Origin of the sequence: Photobacterium carnosum, from assembly GCF_021236965.1 — a bacterium.
GTDB classification, from domain to species: Bacteria; Pseudomonadota; Gammaproteobacteria; order Enterobacterales; family Vibrionaceae; genus Photobacterium; species Photobacterium carnosum.
Genome location: NZ_WMDN01000004.1, coordinates 94,538 through 116,121, shown reverse-complemented (window position 1 = coordinate 116,121; position 21,584 = coordinate 94,538). Strand labels below are relative to the sequence as shown.

The following is a 21,584-nucleotide window of genomic DNA, read 5'->3' as shown; positions in this document are numbered from 1 at the left end:
AAAATCTATTTTTAACTAATATTTAACATAAATCGCGATTTGAATGTATAAATGAGTAATAAAACGTTATTTTTTCGAGGAATATGATCGGGATTTTCGATAAATAGTTGTAAGAGAATAATGTAGGAAGGATATTGATGATGTTTATTACAGGGAGGAGACTACGTACTTTTTCTTTATAGATGCTAAAAAAAGTACGTGGCTTGTGTCGTTATTATTTATAGATAAAGCGATTATTTAGCCACATTACCCGCGACATTCATAATATCCCAAGTACGTGCAAATGGCGGCGCATAAGCAAAATCCATCATACCTAGTTGTTCGGTTGTTGAGCCAAGACTGATGGCAACGGCAAGGGCATCAACACGGTGAACGGCCCCTTTATTACCGATCATTTGACCACCAAGTAATTGTTTATTATCAGAACGGTAAATTAATTTAATATAAAGTGGTGATTGGCCTTCACAGTAATTTGTGTGGCATTTATCACTGATATACACGGTGCTGTAATCAATATTAGCTTGTTGAGCTTCACGCTCTGAGAGTCCGGTGCGAGCGGCTTCTAAGCCTAAAACTTTGACACAACTGGTGCCTAATGTACCGTCATAACTGAGATTTTTTCCTGCGATATTCTCACCGACTAAGCGACCCATTTTATTAGCGCCTGTTGCGAGTGGGATATAAACAGGCTGCTGTAACTGTGCATGCCAAATGGTAGCGCAATCGCCAGCCGCCCAAATATTATCTATTGATGTTTTTCCTTGCTGATCAATGATTATTGCGCCATTGGCTAAACGTTCAATGCCTGTTGCGGCAATAAAATCTGTATTTGGTTTAACGCCAGTACAGCAGATCACTAGATCAGTCGCATAAATATCTTTATCGGTTTTAATGCTAGTAACACGATCATCACCAATAATTTCACACACTGATTCTTTAAGGTGAATTTGTACGCCAGCGTGTTCAAGTTCAGGTTGAAGATGTTGGCTGATTTCAGTATCAAACGCATCGGGAATTAAGCAGGCGGCACGTTCAATTAAGCGTACTGTTTTACCTTGATGGATCATCGCTTCAGCCACTTCTAAGCCAATAAAACCTGAACCAATAATCGTTACATGTTGGCATAGTGGATCGGCAAGGGCGGTTTTAATGTCTAAACCATCTTGCATACGACGTAATGAATAAACCCCTTGTTTTTCAAGGCCAGCTATTGGGGGTAATATTTCTTTAGCACCCGTTGCAATCATTAAGCGATCATAATGGGTAACGAGTGTTTCCCCTTGATGTTCAACGGTTAGTTGCTGCTGTTGTGGGTCGAGATCAACAACGCGATGTTGAGTTAATACCTGAATCCCTTTTTCTGCAAATTGTGCTGGGGTAAATTCCGCCATGAAATTGGCATCAGAAAATTCATCACCAATATAATAAGGTAATCCACAGGCACCAAAAGAGATCACATTAGAGGCTTCATAAACAACAATCTCAGCGGTTGGGTTAATGCGTTTTGCTTTTGCTGCGGCACTCATACCTGCGGCTTCGCCACCAATAATGATAATTTTCATACTATTGTCTCTTCCTTAAAAAATGGAGAAGGGAGGCAATACACCTCCCCTAAAACGAATGTTTACTATTGATTAAGCTGCTGATTCTTCGCCATCTAAGTTAATGGTTTCATCACTATTAAAAATAGCCATGTCGGTTTCGCCCATTACTTTACTGGTGATTACACCTGCGGTGATTGAACCTGATACGTTAAGTGCAGTACGACCCATATCAATAAGCGGCTCGATTGAAATTAAAAGACCGGCAAGTGCCACTGGCATATCCATTGCTGATAGTACTATTAATGCTGCAAATGTTGCGCCACCACCAACACCTGCCACCCCAAAAGAACTCACGGTAATAATTGCGACTAAAGTACAGAGAAAGCCGAAATCCATTGGGTTGATACCTACGGTTGGTGCAATCATCACTGCAAGCATGGCAGGGTAAATACCCGCACAACCATTTTGACCAATGGTTGAACCAAAAGAGGCGGAGAAGTTAGCAATTCCAGACGGAACACCGAGGCATTTTTCTTGGGTCTGCACGTTCATTGGAATTGAACCTGCACTGGTGCGAGATGTGAAAGCAAAAGCCAGCACTGGAATGATTTTTTTAAAATGGCGTACTGGGTTAAGACCAACAATGGCAACAAGTGCTAAGTGAATCATAAACATTAAAATTAAGGCTGCATATGAAGCAAAAACGAAGTTGGCAAGGTTTACAATATCGGTGTAGTTTGAGCCTGAAATAACCTTGGTCATTAGTGCTAATACGCCAAATGGGGTTAGACGTAATACTAACGTTACCATACGCATAACAATCGCTTGAGTGACTTTAATAAAGCCTTCAAATTGGGCGAAGATTTCAGGTTTTTTCTTGGCAATACCCGTTGCAGATAAGCCAATAAAAATAGAGAAGATAACAACAGCAATAGTTGAAGTACGACGCGCACCCGTCATGTCTAAGAATGGGTTGGCAGGAATAAACTCAATCACTAATTTAGCAAACGACATTGCTTCTACATTAGAAAGGGTTGATTCAAGGCTTTTCGCACGCGCCATTTCAGCGGCACCTGATGTAAGCCCTTCTGCGGTAAGACCAAACAGGTTAGCCATTAGAATACCAACACAAGCGGCAATCATGGTGGTAACAATTAGAACCCCAAGGGTGAGACTGCTTATTTTTCCTAATGAAGTGCCACCATTTAGTTTAAGAATGGCAGAGATGATAGATACCATCACTAATGGAATAATGATCATTTGTAGCAGACGCACATAACCAACGCCGACAATATCAAAATATTCAATTGATGTTTTGATGACCTCAGAGCCAGCACCATAAAAGACTTGTAGCGCAGCACCAAAGGCAATACCTAAACCTAGGCCAGCAAACACACGTTTAGTAAAACTGTAGTGTTTATTTTGCATATGATATAGAAATGCTATCAAGCCAACGAATATGGCGAGGTTCGTTACAATACCTAAAGTCATCATGAGTCCTTCATATCAAATAAAAAAATGGGTTATTTTTATTGTTCCTATCTATTTAGGGTTAAATTTTGCTGGTTTTATGAATAATTACAAGCAAATTAACGCAATCAATGTAAGTGATATTGTCAGAAGGGAAAACGATCAAGATCGCTAATTATGAACGAGAGATGAATATTTGTTTATAAAATTAGAGTTTGCAGCGGAGCTAGATCAACATTCAACAACCTATTAACAAGCGGTCGTAAGGTGATAGGTTTGGTGTTCTATAAAGCGGGGGGATGTGTAAAAAAAGATAAAAAAATACCGATAACAGTGTTATCGGTATCGAGAATTAAGATGCAGTGTAAATTACATTACACGCATACCTGGCTGAGCACCTTCATGAGGTTCTAAGATCCATAGATCTTTACCACCAGGGCCCGCTGCAAGGATCATACCTTCAGACATGCCGAATTTCATTTTACGCGGTTTTAGGTTAGCAACCATTACCGTCATTTTACCAACAAGCTCTTCTGGTGTGTAAGCTGATTTAATACCAGAGAATACTTGACGCATTTCACCACCGATATCCAATTGGAATTTCAGTAGTTTGTCTGCTTTTGGCACCGCTTCACAAGAAACAATTTTAGCGATACGCATATCAATTTTAGCAAAATCATCAAACTCGATTTCAGCTTCAATTGGCTCATTTGTTAATGGGCTTTTTGGTTGGGCCGCTTCAATCGCCGCTTTATCAGCCGCTGCTTCTTCTTTAGATGCTTCAACCATTGCCGCAACATGTGCAGGATCGATACGATTAAACAATGCCTTGAACTTAGTAACTTCATGGTTTGTTAATGGTGTTTCGATGCTTTCCCACGTTAGCGTTTCATTTAAGAAAGCTTCAGTACGCTCGGTAAGTTTTGGCATTACAGGTTTTAGGTAAGCCATTAATACGCGGAACAGGTTGATACCAACAGTACAGATTTCCTGTAGCTCTTGATCTTTACCTTCTTGTTTCGCCACAACCCAAGGTGCTTTTTCATCAACATACTGGTTAGCTTTATCAGCCAGTGCGGTGATTTCACGAATAGCGCGACTGTATTCACGGTTTTCATAAAGATCACCAATACGTGTTGCTGCGCCAACGAATTCAGCATAAAGCTCAGGCTCTGAAAAATTCTCAGATAACATGCCGTCAAAACGCTTAGCAATAAAGCCTGCGTTACGTGATGCTAGGTTAACAATCTTGTTCACAACATCGCTGTTTACGCGTTGAGTGAAATCTTCAAGGTTAAGGTCGAGATCATCAATACGGTTGTTTAGTTTTGCTGCGTAGTAGTAGCGTAGGCATTCAGGATCAAGGTGGTTTAAGTAAGTACCCGCCTTGATAAATGTACCTTTAGACTTCGACATCTTCGCGCCATTTACCGTTACGTAACCATGTACGAATACGTTATTTGGCTTACGGAAACCAGCGCCATCTAGCATTGCAGGCCAGAATAGGCTGTGGAAGTAAACAATGTCTTTACCGATGAAGTGGTAAAGCTCTGTTGAACTGTCTTTGTTCCAGAACTCGTCAAAATCAAGATCATCGCGCTTATCACAAAGGTTCTTAAATGAACCCATGTAGCCGATTGGTGCATCTAGCCATACGTAGAAGTATTTGCCAGGTTCGCCAGGGATTTCAAAACCGAAGTAAGGTGCATCACGAGAAATATCCCACTGGTGTAGGCCAGACTCGAACCACTCTTGCATCTTGTTTGATGTTTCATCTTGAAGTGCACCAGATTTAGTCCATGCTTTTAGCATGTCTTCAAACTGTGGCAAATCAAAGAAGAAATGCTCTGAATCTTTCATGATTGGTGTTGCGCCAGACACTGCTGATTTTGGATTAATCAGATCAGTTGGGCTGTAGGTTTCACCACAGTTATCACAGTTATCACCGTATTGATCTTCAGCTTTACACTTAGGGCATGTGCCTTTTACAAAGCGATCAGGTAAGAACATTTCTTTCTCAGGGTCAAATAACTGAGAAATAGTACGGCTAGTAATAAAGCCTTTGTCTTTTAGCTGGGTGTAAACAAAAGAAGCAAGTTCACGGTTTTCAGGTGAATGCGTGCTGTGGTAGTTGCTAAAGTTAATATCAAAACCAGCGAAGTCAGCTTGGTGTTCTTTGCTTACTTCTGCAATCATTTGCTCAGGTTCTACACCCATCTGCTGTGCCTTAAGCATGATTGGAGTGCCGTGTGCGTCGTCTGCACAGATGAAATGAACTTCGTTGCCACGAAGGCGCTGGTAGCGAACCCAAATATCCGCTTGAACATGCTCTAGCATGTGACCTAAGTGGATAGAACCGTTAGCGTACGGCAGGGCGCAGGTCACCAGAATTTTTCTTGGATTAGCAGCCATAATTACTTCTTTCGCTCATGATGGGTAAAAAAACATAGCTGCAAATACTACCTGATGGACAGCATATTGACTAGCGTCAGATACTGATTTATCTGTTTTAGGACGGGGGAAATCGGGCAGAAAGGGTACTTTGGTGGTAGCATGATAAAAAAGAGGAAGATATTACCCCGCAGCATCAACGTTACTGGTTGTTTTCTATACTAATACTGTGACGTAGATGTTGTTAATAAGTGATGACATTTATGTGGAGTGCTAATTTATGGCAATAGAAACAAACCATTTCGATAGCGTTGGGGATATTCGCCAATGGCTAAATCAATTTGAACATCCACTATTGAGCGTGGAATGGGCTGATGTGCCGCATTTTGTCTCGGTATCAGTTGACGGTGTTATCATCATCACAATCCCATTTGCAGCCAATGAATTAGCGCAACAATTACGCCTATGGATTGCAGAGCAGCAACAACAAGGTATTGTGAATTCAGCGTTAAATTTTGATGTTCGCTGTCGAGTGGCAACGTTAGCTGTGGCTGACAAACAACCACTTAACGGGGTTAAAAACATTATTGTTGTGAGCTCTGCTAAAGGCGGTGTGGGTAAGTCTACAACGTCGGTTAACTTAGCTTTGGGTTTACAGCAACAAGGTGCCAAAGTCGGACTATTAGATGCGGATATTTATGGTCCATCAGTCCCGATGATGTTGGGTGCAATGGATGAAAAACCACAATCATCTGATGGCAAGATGATGTTGCCAATAGAAGCACATGGTTTATATACCAACTCAGTGGGTTATTTAGTGCCAGCAGAAAGTGCCACTATTTGGCGTGGTCCTATGGCATCGAAAGCATTGTCGCAAATTATCACTGAAACATGGTGGCCTGATCTGGATTACCTTGTGATTGATATGCCACCAGGTACGGGTGATATTCAATTAACATTATCACAGCAAATCCCAGTTACTGGCGCGATAGTGGTGACAACGCCACAAGACTTAGCTTTAGCTGATGCGATTAAAGGCATTAGTATGTTCAATAAAGTTGATGTACCTGTGCTCGGTATTGTTGAAAATATGAGTTATCACATTTGTAGCCATTGTGGTCATCAAGAGCATATTTTTGGTACGGGTGGCGCAGCTAAAATGGCACAAGATTATGCAGTACCGTTATTGGCACAATTGCCATTAGATATCAAAATTCGTCAAGATATTGATAACGGTACACCAACCGTTATTGCATCGCCTGAATCAGAACAAGCGGCAGCATACATTATGTTAGCAGCCAATATTGCTAGTCGACTATATTGGCAAGGTGAAACGGTTGCTGAGCAGATTACTATTCGTACAATGTAATGGTTAATCAAACAAAACCCGTTGATATTATAATCAGATATGACAGATGCCTCATTTTTACTGGTATCTGTCATAGCAACTGCTTATAATCGGAGGGTTTAATTTATCCAAATTCGCCTTGCTACGTGGTCTAATAGGTACTTTCTGATATGTCTGAAACTTCACACCAATGCGTTATTATCGGTATTGCAGGCGCTTCTGCTTCCGGTAAAAGTCTGATTGCCAGTACAGTTTATAAAGAGTTAAAAGAGAAAGTCGGCGATCATCAGATCGGTGTAATCACGGAAGATTGTTACTATAACGATCAAAGCCACCTATCAATGGAGGATCGTGTTAAAACTAATTACGATCATCCAAGTGCACTAGATCATAATTTATTATGTGATCATTTAGAGCAGTTAATGAAAGGTGAAGCAGTAGAAGTACCACAATATAGCTATAACGAGCATACTCGTTTACAAGAAAGCACCACGATGACACCGAAAAAAGTGATCATTTTAGAAGGTATTTTATTGTTAACTGAACCTCGTTTGCGTGACATTATGCATGCTAGTATCTTTATGGATACGCCATTGGATATCTGTTTATTACGTCGTTTACAACGTGATGTTGCTGAGCGTGGTCGTACAATGGAATCAGTCTTGATTCAATATCAAAAAACAGTACGTCCAATGTTCATGCAATTTATTGAACCATCAAAACAATATGCAGATATTATTGTTCCTCGTGGTGGTAAGAACCGTATCGCAATTGATGTGTTAAAAGCACATATCGCTAAATTGCTACGTTCGTAATGATTTAAAATAAATAAGGCTGACAATATGTCAGCCTTATTTTTATAGTTATAATTGTTGGTTATAACCCCGTCACCCGTTGCTGAACCATCAACGACATTAAGTCTTACTGATGTGTTTTGTTATACCACTCTCATGTGCTAAGCACTGATAGGATAGAGTGTGTATTATGCAGGAGAGAGATTAAATGAGACTTTGCGATAGAGATATCAGGGCTTACCTTGATGAAGGCAAAATCAGCATTGAACCACGACCATCTGATGATTGTATAAGTGGCCTAACGATTGATGTAAGCCTTGGGAATAATTTCCGCGTCTTTAATGATCATGGTGCGCCATTTATTGATCTATCCGGTAAAAAAGAAGATGTCGCCACTCAACTTGAAAAAGTAATGAGTGATGAGATTATTGTCGCAGAAGAAGAAGCCTTTTTTCTTCATCCGGGTCAGCTTGCATTAGCGGTTACTCATGAGTCAGTGACATTACCCGATAACATTGTTGGTTGGTTAGACGGTCGTTCATCATTAGCGCGTTTAGGCTTAATGGTGCATGTAACTGCGCATCGTATTGATCCCGGTTGGTCAGGACGTATTGTGCTTGAATTTTATAATTCAGGTCGTTTACCATTAGCGTTACGACCACATATGCCTATTGGTGCGCTAAGTTTTGAGACCTTGTCGGGTCCGGCGGAAAAACCGTATAACAAGCGTGTTGATGCGAAATATAAAAATCAGCAAGGTGCGGTAGCAAGTCGTATTAATGAAGACGACAAGCAACGTTAATCTTTTTAGATGCTAATTATTGTTGTTATCGTCAAAAGTTTATTAAAGGCAGCCTTCGGGTTGCCTTTTGTTTAGCTATTATGTTTATGATGAACTAATCTTGGTGTCAATGGTCTTAATGACATTGATTTATAGGGTTAATTTTAAACAAATTATTTTTGCATAGTCCACTATGAATGGTGACGTTCTATGCATATCCGAGGGGCATAATGAAAAAAATACTGTATATATTACTCGGGCTGATTTTATTAGTCGTGATTGGTATTGGCGCGCTAGTTACCTTTGTTAACCCTAATCAGTTTAAGCCGTTGCTGACTGAACAAGTTAAAAAAATGACGGGGCGAGACTTAGTTATTAATGGTGATATTAACTGGCGTTTTTTCCCTACATTAGGATTAAGTGTTGGTGAAACTGAATTTCGAAATCCCAAAGGGTTTGCTGAGCCTAATTTAGTGCAGTTTAAACAAGCAGACTTATCAGTATCAGTTTTACCGTTATTGTCTCAACATCTTGATATTGGTGAAATGCGTTTAGATGGCGCGCATGTTTTTGTTCAAACTTTAGCAAATGGTCATACTAACCTTGATGGTTTAATGGCTAAAAAAGCAGAAGCTGAAACAACAACGACAAAAAATACGATCACGAATCATGATCAAAAGGCACAGTGGAAAGTATCAGTTGCAGGTATTAAGTTAGTTAATGCGAGTGCAGATGTACGTAATGATCAAACCAAGATGGTTGCACAACTTAATCACGTTAATTTCACGCTTGATAGCTTTCAACCACAAACATGGACTAAAGCAACCTTTAATGTGCAAGGTCATGTCAATGCATTAACCTTTAGTGCGCAGGGAAGTACCGATCTTAATTTAGCGGCTAATTATAAGAATGTTAAGTTAAAAGCATTATCGGCTACCATGAGTATGATCGATGGCAATCTTGATATCAAAAATGCACAATTAGGGCTTGATCAATTTACACTGGGTCAGTGGTCAAATGTGACTTTTTCAGTGGATGGTAAAGTACCAAATCTAAACTTTGATACTCATGGTGTTGCTAAAATGAAATTAGCGCCAGATCATAATGTTATTACGGTTCAAGGACTGAAAATAACTAATGATTTAGTGGGTAAAATGCTGCCTCGTCCAACAATAAATTTAGTGGTTGATGCTGATGCAACATATGATATTAGTCAAAAATTAGCATTAATCAGTCAGGTTACTATTAATGCTAACGGCACAAAAGTAGCAGGCTCTGGTTCATATTTAGCTGCTGCAATTCCTGATATTCGTTTTGCATTATCAAGCGATAATATTGATGTTGATAGTTGGTTGCCTACAAAATCAGTTGCTACAAATAATAATACGGCAAAAGCGGCGGCTGCGATGAATTCGCCTGCTAATACCAATTTTAATACCAAGACAGATATTTCTACGCAAGAACCTGATCTTAGTGCGCTAAAAAATATCGATTTGGCGGGTATGATAGCGATTAAGCAGTTAACGGTAGATAATGCTGATATAGCGAATGTTAAGGTTGTGACCTCGGTAAAACAAGGTATTGCGACCATCAATCGTTTTGAAGCTAATTTATATGGCGGTAAGGTAACAGGCAGTGCTTCCATTGATGTCAATAGTACTTTACCGAGATACCATTTAAAAAATACTGTATCTAATGTGGATCTATTACCATTATTAAAAGCAGTTGCAAATAATAAGCTACTTGCTGGTAAAGCTAATATCACCACAGATTTACGTGGACATGGTTTATCTGAAGCGAATATTCGCCATAATATTGTAGGTTCGATTAAGGTTAATGTTTCAGATGGTTCGGTGTATGGGGTTAATATTCCAGATTTACTGCGCAATGCGAAAGCTAAATTAAAAGGCGAAGCTGAAACTGATACTGCAAAGAAAACAGATTTTTCAGCATTAACTGCGACCTTAAAATTAGATCATGGCATTGCAGCAACGGATAACTTCCATTTAGCATCACCGTTAATTGCAATTGTAGGTCAAGGTAAAACCAGTCTTGTTAATGAAAGTATTGATCTGATGATTAATTCTGAGATTGTTGCTAGTGGTAAAGGACTGGATAAAATCAAAGGTATTGCCGTTCCTATTCATGTTACTGGTACTTGGCAACAGCCTAAATATAACTTAAATATTAAAGACTTATTTAAGAATAATGCAGAGCTAGAGAGTAAAGCTAAGAAAGAAATTAATCGAGGCTTAGAAAAATTGTTTGGCGATAAAGCAAAAGATGACAATATTAAAAATGTCGCAGATAAACTACTGAAAGGGTTATTTAATTAACATTTACTAAGTAGTGCTATTGCTAACGTAAAGTATAATAGAAGAGGTTTGCTGTTATCGGCAAACCTTTTATTTTTTAACTAGATAATCAATTAAGTAGCAGGTATGTAGCGGCTTGTTATTATTAGATTGGATTTGTTTTTATCCATGACTAATATTATTGAGTATTTTTATGGTACCAGCAGTAAAATTATGACTAATAAAACGATACCTTCTGAAAAATCGACGTTACTCTCTAAAATAAGGGGAGTAATAACCTTTGTCGGCAATGCCATCAAAGCCCTACCACCAATTGACCATTTTATTCGCGCAGCGGATCGCTTTAATGATCGTTTAGGCAGCCAGTTTGGTGCAGCAATTACCTATTTCTCATTTTTATCACTAATACCCATTTTAATGGTGCTGTTTGCTGCCGCAGGTTTTATCTTAGCGTCAAACCAAGTATTGCTGACAAACATTATTGATAAAATTGTTGCTGGGGTGACGGATCCAAATTTAGCGAATACTTTAAAGCAAATGGTACAAACGGCTATTAGCCAGCGTACAACCGTCGGTTTAAGTGGTTTGGCGATTGCACTCTATTCTGGTATTAGCTGGATGGGCAACTTACGTGAAGCCGTACGGGCGCAAACTCGTGATGTGTGGGAGCGTAAACCGGAAGATAAAGAACATATTTTACTGCAATATTGTAAAGATCTTATTGGATTAACCGGATTGGTTGCAGCATTGATTTTTACGGTGGTATTAACGTCGGTTGCAGGTTCAGCACAAGCTATGATTGTTGATGCATTAGGCCTTGGCGGTATTACGTGGTTACGACCTGTATTAACGACGATTGCATTAACTATTTCTATTTTAGCGAACTATCTGATGTTCCTATGGATATTTTGGATGTTGCCTCGTCGCCGCTTTAACCGTAAGACATTAATGCAAGGAACGTTATTGGCAGCAATTGGTTTTGAAGCAATTAAGTTTGCGATGACATTCTTATTGCCTAAATTAGCTAGCTCACCATCAGGTGCGGCTTTTGGTTCTATTATCGGTTTAATGGCTTTCTTCTATTTCTTTGCACGATTGACCTTATTCTGTGCCGCTTGGATAGCAACAGCCAAAGAAAATCGACCTGATTATGATGTTGTCGTTGATGGTGCTATTGAAGAAGAATAGCAAGATAGACATGGTTATTTTATAGTCATTAAAAAGGATAGCTTTGTCGCTATCCTTTTTTGGTTTTTACGATGTTGTTACACTATAAGCGTCATAGAATGCGGTATACAACAGGATTTATTGCATAATGATGACTATTAGTATCGGAGTGTAAGTCATCGGTATGGTTTATTTATCAGCTATTGCCTGAATAATGTTACTTAGTAGTGTTTTTTTTGTGATTATTAATAATTTAACGAGTAAGTAAGTTGTTTTTATGGCGCAGTAGTTATTGGTGATAGTTCCCAGAAGTGAAATTTTGTGATTATTTCTATTACATAATATGATATTTATCAATATACCTGATTGATATAAGAGGCATTTTACTCCTAATAATAGGTACTTTGGTTAATAAAGTATCAATGATATATAAGGAGATAGGTCATGTTGTATTTGGAATTTTTATTCCTGTTGTTGGTGCTGTATGCAGGTAGTCGCTTTGGTGGTATTGGATTAGGGGTTGTTTCGGGATTAGGTTTGCTGGTGGAAGTGTTTATCTTCCGTATGCCACCGACATCACCACCGATTACCGTGATGTTGATTATCCTTGCAGTGGTTACATGTGCATCCATTCTTGAGGCTGCTGGTGGCTTAAAATACATGCGGCAAATAGCAGAACGTATTTTACGAAGTAATCCTAAGCGCGTTACTATTGTTGGCCCGCTAGTGACTTATATTATGACCTTTATGTTAGGTACAGGTCATGCGGTGTATTCAATTATGCCAATTATTGGTGATGTTGCCCTTAAAAATGGTATTCGTCCAGAGCGTCCAATGGCGGCTTCATCTGTTGCTTCTCAACTTGCGATCACTGCCAGCCCTATTTCGGCAGCTGTCGTTTATTATCTCGCACAATTATCAACAATCACTGACTCTATCCATTTATTATCCATTTTGATGGTGACTATTCCTGCAACCTTAGGCGGTACATTGTTGTTGTCATTGTACAGCTTACGCCGTGGTAAAGAGTTAGCTGATGATCCTGAATATCAACGTCGTTTGAAAGATCCAGTTTGGCGTGAACAAATTTTGCATACCACTAAAACGTCATTGAATGAACAATTACCACGTTCTGCTATGCATGCAGTGATCTTGTTTATTGTCGCGTTAGTAACGATTGTTATTGTCGCGATGGTGCCAGAAATTCGAACTATTGGTGATGCAAAACCGATTTCAATGGCATTAATTATTCAAATGATGATGTTAGGTTTTGGTGGCTTAATTCTATTAGTGACACGTACTAATGTGCAGAAAGTGCCTGAAGGGGTAGTGTTTAAATCAGGAATGGTAGCAGCAATTGCTATTTTTGGTATTGCTTGGATGAGTGATACTTATTTCCAATACGCGATGCCATCGTTTAAATCAGGCATTACTGAAATGGTGCAAGGTTACCCGTGGACATTTGCGTTGGCATTATTCACTGTTTCTGTTGTGGTGAATTCACAAGCAGCAACAGCACGGATGATGTTACCTGTAGGTTTAGCGATGGGATTAAACCCAGCGTTATTAATTGGTTTAATGCCAGCGACATACGGTTATTTCTTTATTCCTAATTATCCTTCAGATATCGCAACCGTTAACTTTGATGTAACAGGTACTACTCAAATTGGTAAGTGGTACTTTAACCATAGCTTTATGATGCCTGGTTTAATTGGCGTTATTTCAGCATGTTGTATTGGTTATACACTTGCACAAATCGTTATTTAAGCAGTAATTCGTATTACTTTGTTGTGAATGGCTATTTTAAATAGCAAAGGGCGAATTATTTGATTCGCCCTTTTAAATTTAAAGCGTGCTGTATTTTAAATCTGATAATTAATCGTCAACTTGCTTTTTACCCGGCTCTTCTGGTTCATCATAAGGCCAATAGTGATGGCCAATTCGAATCAAAACGGTAGCAGCGGCTAAAATAAAGGCCGCGAGTGATAACCAAATAATAAAGGGTCCATCAAGCTCTTTCATACCAAGAGTAATATAACGAGCGATAGCCATAATCGCGATATACAACGGATAACGGACAGGGATCTTACCGTGAGCAACAAATTGCTGCACCATTGCAAGAATTTCGAGATAAATGAACATTAATAAAATATCTGTTAACTGAATATTACGGTTAACAAACACATGAATAAATTCATTCACCATTGCAATAACGGTCGCTAAGGTAATGGCTATTAATAATATCGCTTCTAAAATATGAAAAACTTTCAGAAACGGTTTACTAAATGAGTTAGGTAAATGAGATGGCATACTTTCTCCAGCACTGAGGCTGTTTATTTTATTTTTATACATGTCGCTAGTATAAGATTTATTGCTTATCCAGATAGCAAAATATCACCGAGTCTAACTACATGCTTGTTTATTGAACAATATGAATTTATATGTGTAGCACCTTATTTACAATTACCAATCAATACCTTTGCGCGCTTTGATGCCTTGTTCAAAAGCATGCTTTACATTGCGCACTTCAGAAACGGTATCTGCAATATCAATTAAACGACGATGAGCTGCGCGTCCTGTAATAATAACGGTTTGTTGTGAGGGTCTTGCGTTGATCGCGTTAATGATTTCATCTAAATCAACATAGTCGTAAGTTACCATATAAGTCAGCTCATCAAGCAACACTACATCTAATTTATCATCCGCTAGCATTGCTTTACAATCAGCCCATGTCGCTTGAGCTGCGAGTGTGTCTGCGGCTTTATTTTGGGTTTCCCATGTAAAGCCAGTTGCCATGACAGAAAATATTACCCCATGTTGTTGTAGCAGATTACGTTCGCCACAATCCCAGGTGCCTTTGATAAATTGACCAACGCCACATTGTTGACCATGGCCGACAGCGCGCGCGATCATTCCAAAGCCAGAGGTTGATTTTCCTTTACCGTTACCCGTAATAACCAGTACTAATCCTCGCTCTTGTTGCGCGGCATTAATTTTGTTGTCAACCTGTTCTTTTAAACGTTGCTGACGGGCTTGGTGACGTTCGTCCTTGGTAGTTAAATCAACCATAATTTCCTCTTTGGTAACATTGCTACATTTAGCATAAATACAATCATAATGTATAAATGATTATAAATGAAAGCCCGTGCAGTCACAGGACTACACGGGCTTTTATTTTGGCGTATTACGTTGATTAGCCTAGAACATCCGTTGCAACTTTGTAGGTTGGATCTTCTAGCATGTTCACTTCAACTAGATTACCTGCTTTTTGCAGTAATCGACGACATTCAGGACTAAGGTGACGAATATGCAGGGTTTTGTTACGGCTTGCGTAACGTTCTGCAAGTGTATCAATCGCTTCAATGGCTGAGTGGTCAGCAACACGTGAATGGGCAAAATCAATAATCACGGTTTGTGGATCATTAGGTGCGTCAAATAAGTCAAGGAAACGAGATGCTGAACCAAAGAATAATGGGCCATTAATTTGGTACACTTTTGCGCCATCGTTATCAATGTAAGAACTGGTATAAATTTGTTTTGCATGGTTCCACGCAAATACCAATGCCGAGTAAATAACACCAACAAACACCGCAACAGCAAGATCCGCTGCAACCGTTACACAAGTAACAAGAATAATAGTAAAGAAGTCATGTTTAGGTACTTTATGTAGCATGCGTAAACTTGCCCACTCAAACGTACCAATAACAACCATAAACATCACACCAACCAGCGCAGCCAGTGGGATCATCTCAATGAATGCTGATCCAAACAAAATAAACACTAATAAACCAATGGCAGCAGTAATGCCCGATAAACGGCCACGACCACCAGAGTTAATGTTGATCATTGATTGGCCAATCATGGCACAACCACCCATTGCGCCGAAAACTGAACAAGTAATATTAGCCAGACCTTGGCCGACACATTCACGGTTACCGTGGCCGCGAGTATTGGTCATTTCGTCAATAACAGTCAGTGTCAGTAATGATTCGATTAAACCTACCGCGGCAAGAATTAAAGAATAAGGCAGAATAATTTTAAGGGTCGCTAGATTAAAACCAACATCGGGTAGGGCAAAAGTAGGTAATGAACCCGCAAGGGTCGCATTAGCATCACCACTCATTGTACGGACGAAATCGACGACAGTACGTGAATCTAGACCTAATATATGCACCAATGCTGTTACGGTCAAAATGGCAACTAACGAAGAGGGGACCGCTTTGGTGAGTTTAGGTAAAAAGTAAATGATGGACATGGTTAATAATACTAATCCCAGCATGATGTATAGCTGAGTACCGTGCATCCATTCAAGACCACCAGTCAGTGATGGCACTTTAAATTGGCCTAATTGCGCCAAGAAAATAACAATCGCAAGGCCGTTTACAAAACCTATCATTACAGGATGTGGCACCATGCGAATAAATTTACCGAGGCGGAAGACACCTGCGAGTATTTGGAATACACCCGCTAACATCACAGCAGCAAATAAGTATTGAATACCATGTTGGGCAACAAGGCTTACCATAACGACAGCCATTGCCCCTGTGGCACCAGAGATCATGCCAGGACGACCGCCAAAGATGGCCGTAATTAAACCGACAATAAATGCAGCGTATAGACCAACCATAGGATCTACGCCTGCGACAAAAGCAAAAGCAACGGCTTCTGGTACTAGAGCAAGTGCTACAGTTAATCCAGATAGAATGTCATTTTTGACTGATTGTTGTGAGACTTGAGGAAATTCAGGCATATATTAGGCGTACTTCTCTTCGCTAAAATGAATGGATAGTTAACATATATTGAGTAACAGAATGTTACCGAAAGATTTACAATGCTTCAACTTAAGACGCTAAAAGGTCTAAAGATGTGCTTGTATAGCATATTAATTAAGTTAAACCATGAAAATGTTAAATTTTGTGGTTATTTCTGACTCAAAAAGCGGTGATAAAAAAAGCCATGCAGATGCATGGCTTTTTATTAGCAGTTTACACTAACTTAGTCAAAAGATGGCTTAGTCATTGGTGCTGCTGCTGTGCTCGTTGCTGTTTGGCTACCTGCAGAGCGTGTTGTTACACGTTCGCGTAATGGTGCTGCTTCAACGTGAACTTTTACAGCTGTTTCTACAGGTGCTGGTGCTTTAGTCATTGCCGCTACCGCATGGAAACCACGTGGAGAGGTTGCTGTTACTACAACAGCTTCAGTGACAATTTTTGTCATTGGTGCTGATGCTGCTTTAACAACTGGTGCTTCAACAACTGGCGTTTCAACAACGGGTGCTTCAGCAACTGGCGTTTCAACAACTGGCATTTCAACAACTGGCGTTTCAACAACGGGCGCTTCAACAACGGGTGCTTCAACAACGGGTGCTTCAACAACTGGCGTTTCAACAACTGGTGCTTCAACAACTGGTGCTGAACGTAATGGGAATGCTTTACCCATTGCAAGTTCTGGCATCGCAACACCACCTAAAGTAGGTTGTGATACAACGACTTCAGGTAATGCTTGGGCGATTGTTGGTTGATGAGCTTGCTCAGTAATAACATCTACTACAGGCGCTTCAACTGTTGGCTTAATGTGTGACCATACTTTGCCCATTGCCATTTCTGGTGCAGCTACACCTGAGGTTGGACGCAGTGCTTGTGGTTTCTCAACAATAGAGACAATATTAACCATATCGCCAATTGTATCTGTTGCTTCAACAACCGCGAACTCAACAGCATCAGCAACGTTATAACAGCTTGGATCTTCATGCTGCTCATAATCTTGCTTTTCAACACGGGTATCACGAATACGGCGACGGCGTTGACCGCTAGCGCGTAGGTGGCGTGGTGAACGACGATTACGACGTTGATTGTTGTCCTGCTCATTTGTTTCTGATTGTTCATCAATCACAGATTGATCTTGAGCTGGTGTTGTTTGTGCTTCTTTTGCAATTGTTGTACCCATTTCCATTAATGGTGATGGGTTGGTGATTGCAGTGATAGCATTCGTTTCAACAATTGGTTGAGCTACAACCGCTGTTTCTACGTTGCTAGTAAAGCGGATCTTTTTCTGTAACTGACGACGTTGACGACGTTGTTTTATCTTAACGACTCTGTCTTCAGCTTCAACCGGCGCTTCAACGTGGGCTTCAACGGGAACTTCAACAACAACCGTTTCAGCTATTTTCACTTCGACTTCTTCTGATTGTTGGCGCTGTTGCTTTTGCGCTTGAATCTCTTCTTTACGAGATTGACGCGGTTGCTCTTTCACTTCTTCAGAACGAGGTTGACGTGGTTGTTTTACTGGACGTTCGGTTTGAGGTTGACGGTTTTTGTCCGTGCGCTCATTACGTTCATTGCGACGACGAGGCTGCTGACGCTGTTCGTTGTTGCGATCCTGTTGTTCAACGTTGTTGTCTTGATCACTCTCTTGGGTGTTATTACGGCGAGTGTTATCACGGTTACCTTGACGGTCATTACGACGAGTATCAGGGCGATTATCAGGACGACGGTTATTGTTGTTACGACGATTACTGTTATTTTCTTGTTCTTTTACTGGTGTTTCAACATCTGGTTTAACGGCAGTCTGTTGTTCAGTACTGTTATTAAAGAATGAAGAAATTGCAGCAAAAAGACGATTAAATAGGGTTGGTGCTTGAGCAATAATCGTTTGTGCGCTTAGTGTTGATTGTCGTGTTGGTTGTACTTCTGGTACTTCTGGTGCAGCTGTCACAGGAGCGGGTTGTTTAGGCGCTGCGAAACCGTGTAGAACAGGTTCTTCACGTTTTCTAGTTGTACGCTCTTGTTGTGGAGCTTCAGTTGCTTCCGCTTCTCTTAATGCATCAATAACATTAGGAAGATGGTATGAAAGCGTCTCTTGCTCTTCACCTTCACGGATACGTAACACTTCAAAGTGTGGTGTTTCCATGTCAGGGTTTGGCACAATAACAACATGCACATTGTGGTATTTCTCAATGTGTTGTACTGCTGCACGTTTTTCGTTTAGTAAGTAAGAAGCAACAGGCACAGGTACAATTGCAACAACTTGTGAACTGTTATCTTTTAATGCTTCTTCTTCGATTAAACGCAGGATAGAGAGTGATAGTGATTCATTATCACGTACAACACCTGTACCTGTACAACGTGGACAAACGTGGTGGCTTGCTTCTGCTAAAGATGGGCTTAAACGTTGACGAGACATTTCAAGCAAACCAAAGCGAGAGATACGACCAATTTGTACACGTGCGCGGTCAACACGAACGGCTTCACGTAAACGGTTTTCTACTTCACGTTGGTGACGAACAGGTGTCATATCAATGAAATCGATAACCACAAGACCACCAAGATCACGAAGACGTAATTGACGTGCAATTTCATCTGCGGCTTCTAGGTTAGTTTGTAGTGCGGTTTCTTCGATATCACCACCCTTTGTTGCACGGGCAGAGTTGATATCAATTGACGTTAGTGCTTCTGTTGGATCGATAACGACTGAGCCACCTGAAGGTAAACGAACTTCACGCTGGAACGCAGAGTCAATTTGGCTTTCAATTTGGTAGTGGCTGAATAGTGGTACTTCACCGTCATAACGTTTAATACGCGATAAGAAATCAGGGCGAATTAATTTGATATGCTCACGTGCGCGCTCAAATATTTGTGGGCTATCGATAAGAATTTCACCGATATCACGACGTAGATAATCACGAATAGCACGTGCAATAACATTACTTTCTTGGTGGATCAAGAACGGAGCTGCTTGAGATTCAGAAGCTTCTTTCACTGCACTCCAGTGATTAAGAAGAACGTTTAAATCCCACTCAAGCTCTTCACCTGATTTACCCACACCAGCAGTACGTACAATCAGACCCATGCCATGAGGCAGTTCTAATGTACTTAATGCCGCTTTAAGTTGAGTTCGTTCTTCACCTTCGATACGACGAGAAATACCGCCAGCACGAGGGTTATTAGGCATTAATACTAAGTAGCTACCAGCCAATGAGATAAAGGTTGTTAGTGCGGCACCTTTATTGCCCCGCTCTTCTTTATCAACTTGGACGATAACTTCTTGGCCTTCTTTCAAGACTTCCTTAATGTTAGGACGACCTTGATAAGAATAATTTGATGGGAAGTAATCTTTAGCGACTTCTTTTAAAGGTAAGAAGCCATGGCGTTCTGCACCGTAATCAACGAACGCAGCTTCCAGGCTTGGTTCGATACGTGTGATACGGCCTTTGTAGATATTTGCTTTTTTAGATTCGTGACCTGGGCTTTCGATATCAAGATCAAATAGCTTTTGGCCATCAACTAATGCGACGCGCAACTCTTCCTTCTGAGTTGCGTTAATCAACATTCTTTTCATTATATTGTACTCATTATTGTTGTTGTATTAGCGCCGCTAATTACATCAAATATTTGATGGTGCCTGACTCCAAGTCTGATGTACGGGTGCAACCTCACGGTTGGAATGCAGGAGTGCTCTATGGCCACACGTATTAGCCAACTATGTAAGAGATTGTTAGATCTGAAACACACAGCTGGTATCACCACATCGAGGTGTGGTTGTATCTGTTACATCAAAAAAATCTGTAATCTAACGCACTAAAAAAAACTCCGGTAACCATAACGTCTTACGCCACGTGCTGCGTTTATCACCTGAGTTGTATATAAAATAGCCGAAATGATGAGAGCATGCTCATCTTGTCAGTAAAATAAGCAAAAAAACTTATTCTAGAATGCAATCATAGCAGGCTCACTTTTTTGCGGCAATCTGCTTTATTTGCATGGTACAATCAAATTTATGACAGAAGATAAACCTAAAGTGCAATTCATCGATATTACTGATGATTTTGCTGGCCAACGGATCGATAATTTTCTCCGTGCTAGGCTTAAAAATGTACCAAAAAGTATGATTTACCGTATTTTGCGTAAAGGCGAGGTGCGAGTAAACAAAAAACGTATTAAACCTGAATATAAATTGCAAGATGGTGATCTCGTACGTGTCCCACCGGTTTTTGTTTCTGAAAAAGAGGAACAAGCACCGATTAGCACTAAACTTCATAAAGTCGCTGAACTTGAATCATGCATTATCTATGAAGATGATCATGTTTTAATTTTGAATAAGCCTTCGGGCACTGCCGTTCACGGTGGTAGTGGTTTGAAGTTTGGTGTGATTGAGGCGTTACGTGCATTACGACCTGATGCTCGATATCTTGAATTAGTACACCGTATTGACCGAGATACCTCTGGCATTTTGTTGATAGCGAAGAAACGTTCAGCGTTACGTAAGCTACAAGAACAATTTAGAGAAAAAACGGTTCAGAAATATTATTTTGCCTTAGTGATGGGGGAATGGAAGGCAAACTGTAAGAGAGTCAATGCACCGCTATTAAAAAATGAAGTAAATAGTATTGTGCGTGTTAACTCTCAAGGTAAGGCATCAGATACACGCTTTAAAGTCCTTGAACGTTTCGCACAAGCAACGTTAGTACAAGCTAGCCCAGTAACTGGTCGTACTCACCAAATTCGTGTGCATTGTCAATATGAAGGTCACCCTATTGCTTGGGATGATCGTTATGGCGACCCACGTTTTGATGCTTATACTAAAAAAACGGGTTTAGGACGATTGTTCTTACATGCGGCAAACATTAGATTCACCCATCCAAGTACGGATGAGTTTATGGATATTAGTGCGCCGATGGAACCTGTATTAGAACGTTGTTTGGAAAAGCTACGTACTTTTTAATTGCTGTTGAAAATATTAAGGCGAGCATTAAGCTCGCCTTTTTTATGCTTTATT

14 protein-coding genes are annotated in these 21,584 nt (G+C 40.2%); 7 read left to right on the top strand and 7 right to left on the bottom strand.

Annotated features, from left to right (window positions below):
* Window positions 1-233: 233 nt before the first annotated feature.
* From GLP24_RS05680 to metG, 3 genes are all read right to left on the bottom strand, one after another.
* Entirely contained in the window at window positions 234-1,562 is a 1,329-nt protein-coding gene (locus tag GLP24_RS05680) for a CoA-disulfide reductase (protein ID WP_232615668.1), read from the bottom strand.
* Between the two features lie 72 nt (window positions 1,563-1,634).
* Window positions 1,635-3,035, bottom strand: a complete 1,401-nt coding sequence (locus GLP24_RS05675; protein WP_232615667.1) for an L-cystine transporter — start codon at window positions 3,033-3,035, stop codon at window positions 1,635-1,637.
* A 348-nt stretch (window positions 3,036-3,383) separates the two neighbouring features.
* Window positions 3,384-5,426, bottom strand: coding sequence for a methionine--tRNA ligase (gene metG / locus GLP24_RS05670; protein ID WP_232615666.1), 2,043 nt, complete (start codon window positions 5,424-5,426; stop codon window positions 3,384-3,386).
* Between the two features lie 259 nt (window positions 5,427-5,685).
* Here metG and apbC point away from each other — a divergent pair, with 259 nt between their 5' ends.
* The 6 genes from apbC (at window position 5,686) to GLP24_RS05640 (ending at window position 13,577) form a co-directional block, all read left to right on the top strand.
* Entirely contained in the window at window positions 5,686-6,774 is a 1,089-nt protein-coding gene (gene apbC / locus GLP24_RS05665) for an iron-sulfur cluster carrier protein ApbC (protein ID WP_232615665.1), read from the top strand.
* Window positions 6,775-6,923: 149 nt separating this feature from the next.
* Window positions 6,924-7,568 carry a uridine kinase gene (gene udk / locus GLP24_RS05660; protein ID WP_101769002.1) on the top strand — a complete coding sequence of 215 codons (645 nt, stop codon included), beginning with the start codon at window positions 6,924-6,926 and terminating at the stop codon, window positions 7,566-7,568.
* Between the two features lie 187 nt (window positions 7,569-7,755).
* The gene (gene dcd / locus GLP24_RS05655; RefSeq protein ID WP_101769004.1) at window positions 7,756-8,349 is read left to right on the top strand and encodes a dCTP deaminase; all 594 of its coding nucleotides are present in this window, start codon (window positions 7,756-7,758) and stop codon (window positions 8,347-8,349) included.
* 209 nt (window positions 8,350-8,558) lie between these two features.
* Complete coding sequence (locus tag GLP24_RS05650; protein WP_101769005.1) at window positions 8,559-10,664, top strand: AsmA family protein; 2,106 nt, start codon at window positions 8,559-8,561, stop codon at window positions 10,662-10,664.
* Between the two features lie 192 nt (window positions 10,665-10,856).
* On the top strand, window positions 10,857-11,831 hold the full coding sequence (gene yhjD, locus GLP24_RS05645; protein WP_101769085.1) for an inner membrane protein YhjD: 975 nt from the start codon (window positions 10,857-10,859) through the stop codon (window positions 11,829-11,831).
* A 423-nt stretch (window positions 11,832-12,254) separates the two neighbouring features.
* The gene (locus tag GLP24_RS05640; protein ID WP_232615664.1) at window positions 12,255-13,577 is read left to right on the top strand and encodes an anaerobic C4-dicarboxylate transporter; all 1,323 of its coding nucleotides are present in this window, start codon (window positions 12,255-12,257) and stop codon (window positions 13,575-13,577) included.
* A gap of 108 nt (window positions 13,578-13,685) precedes the next feature.
* On the opposite strand, the gene GLP24_RS05635 is transcribed toward GLP24_RS05640, so the two are convergent.
* The 4 genes from GLP24_RS05635 to rne form a co-directional block, all read right to left on the bottom strand.
* Window positions 13,686-14,120: a phosphate-starvation-inducible protein PsiE gene (locus GLP24_RS05635; RefSeq protein ID WP_152653104.1), complete on the bottom strand. Its 435-nt coding sequence runs from the start codon at window positions 14,118-14,120 to the stop codon at window positions 13,686-13,688.
* A gap of 153 nt (window positions 14,121-14,273) precedes the next feature.
* A complete protein-coding gene (gene cobO / locus GLP24_RS05630) occupies window positions 14,274-14,879 on the bottom strand; it encodes a cob(I)yrinic acid a,c-diamide adenosyltransferase (RefSeq protein ID WP_152653105.1) in 606 nt (201 codons plus the stop codon).
* A gap of 124 nt (window positions 14,880-15,003) precedes the next feature.
* Window positions 15,004-16,560 carry a SulP family inorganic anion transporter gene (locus GLP24_RS05625; RefSeq protein ID WP_232615663.1) on the bottom strand — a complete coding sequence of 519 codons (1,557 nt, stop codon included), beginning with the start codon at window positions 16,558-16,560 and terminating at the stop codon, window positions 15,004-15,006.
* A 245-nt stretch (window positions 16,561-16,805) separates the two neighbouring features.
* Complete coding sequence (gene rne / locus GLP24_RS05620; protein WP_232615662.1) at window positions 16,806-20,147, bottom strand: ribonuclease E; 3,342 nt, start codon at window positions 20,145-20,147, stop codon at window positions 16,806-16,808.
* A 438-nt stretch (window positions 20,148-20,585) separates the two neighbouring features.
* Here rne and rluC point away from each other — a divergent pair, with 438 nt between their 5' ends.
* Window positions 20,586-21,530: a 23S rRNA pseudouridine(955/2504/2580) synthase RluC gene (gene rluC, locus GLP24_RS05615; protein WP_101769012.1), complete on the top strand. Its 945-nt coding sequence runs from the start codon at window positions 20,586-20,588 to the stop codon at window positions 21,528-21,530.
* Window positions 21,531-21,584 lie beyond the last annotated feature (54 nt).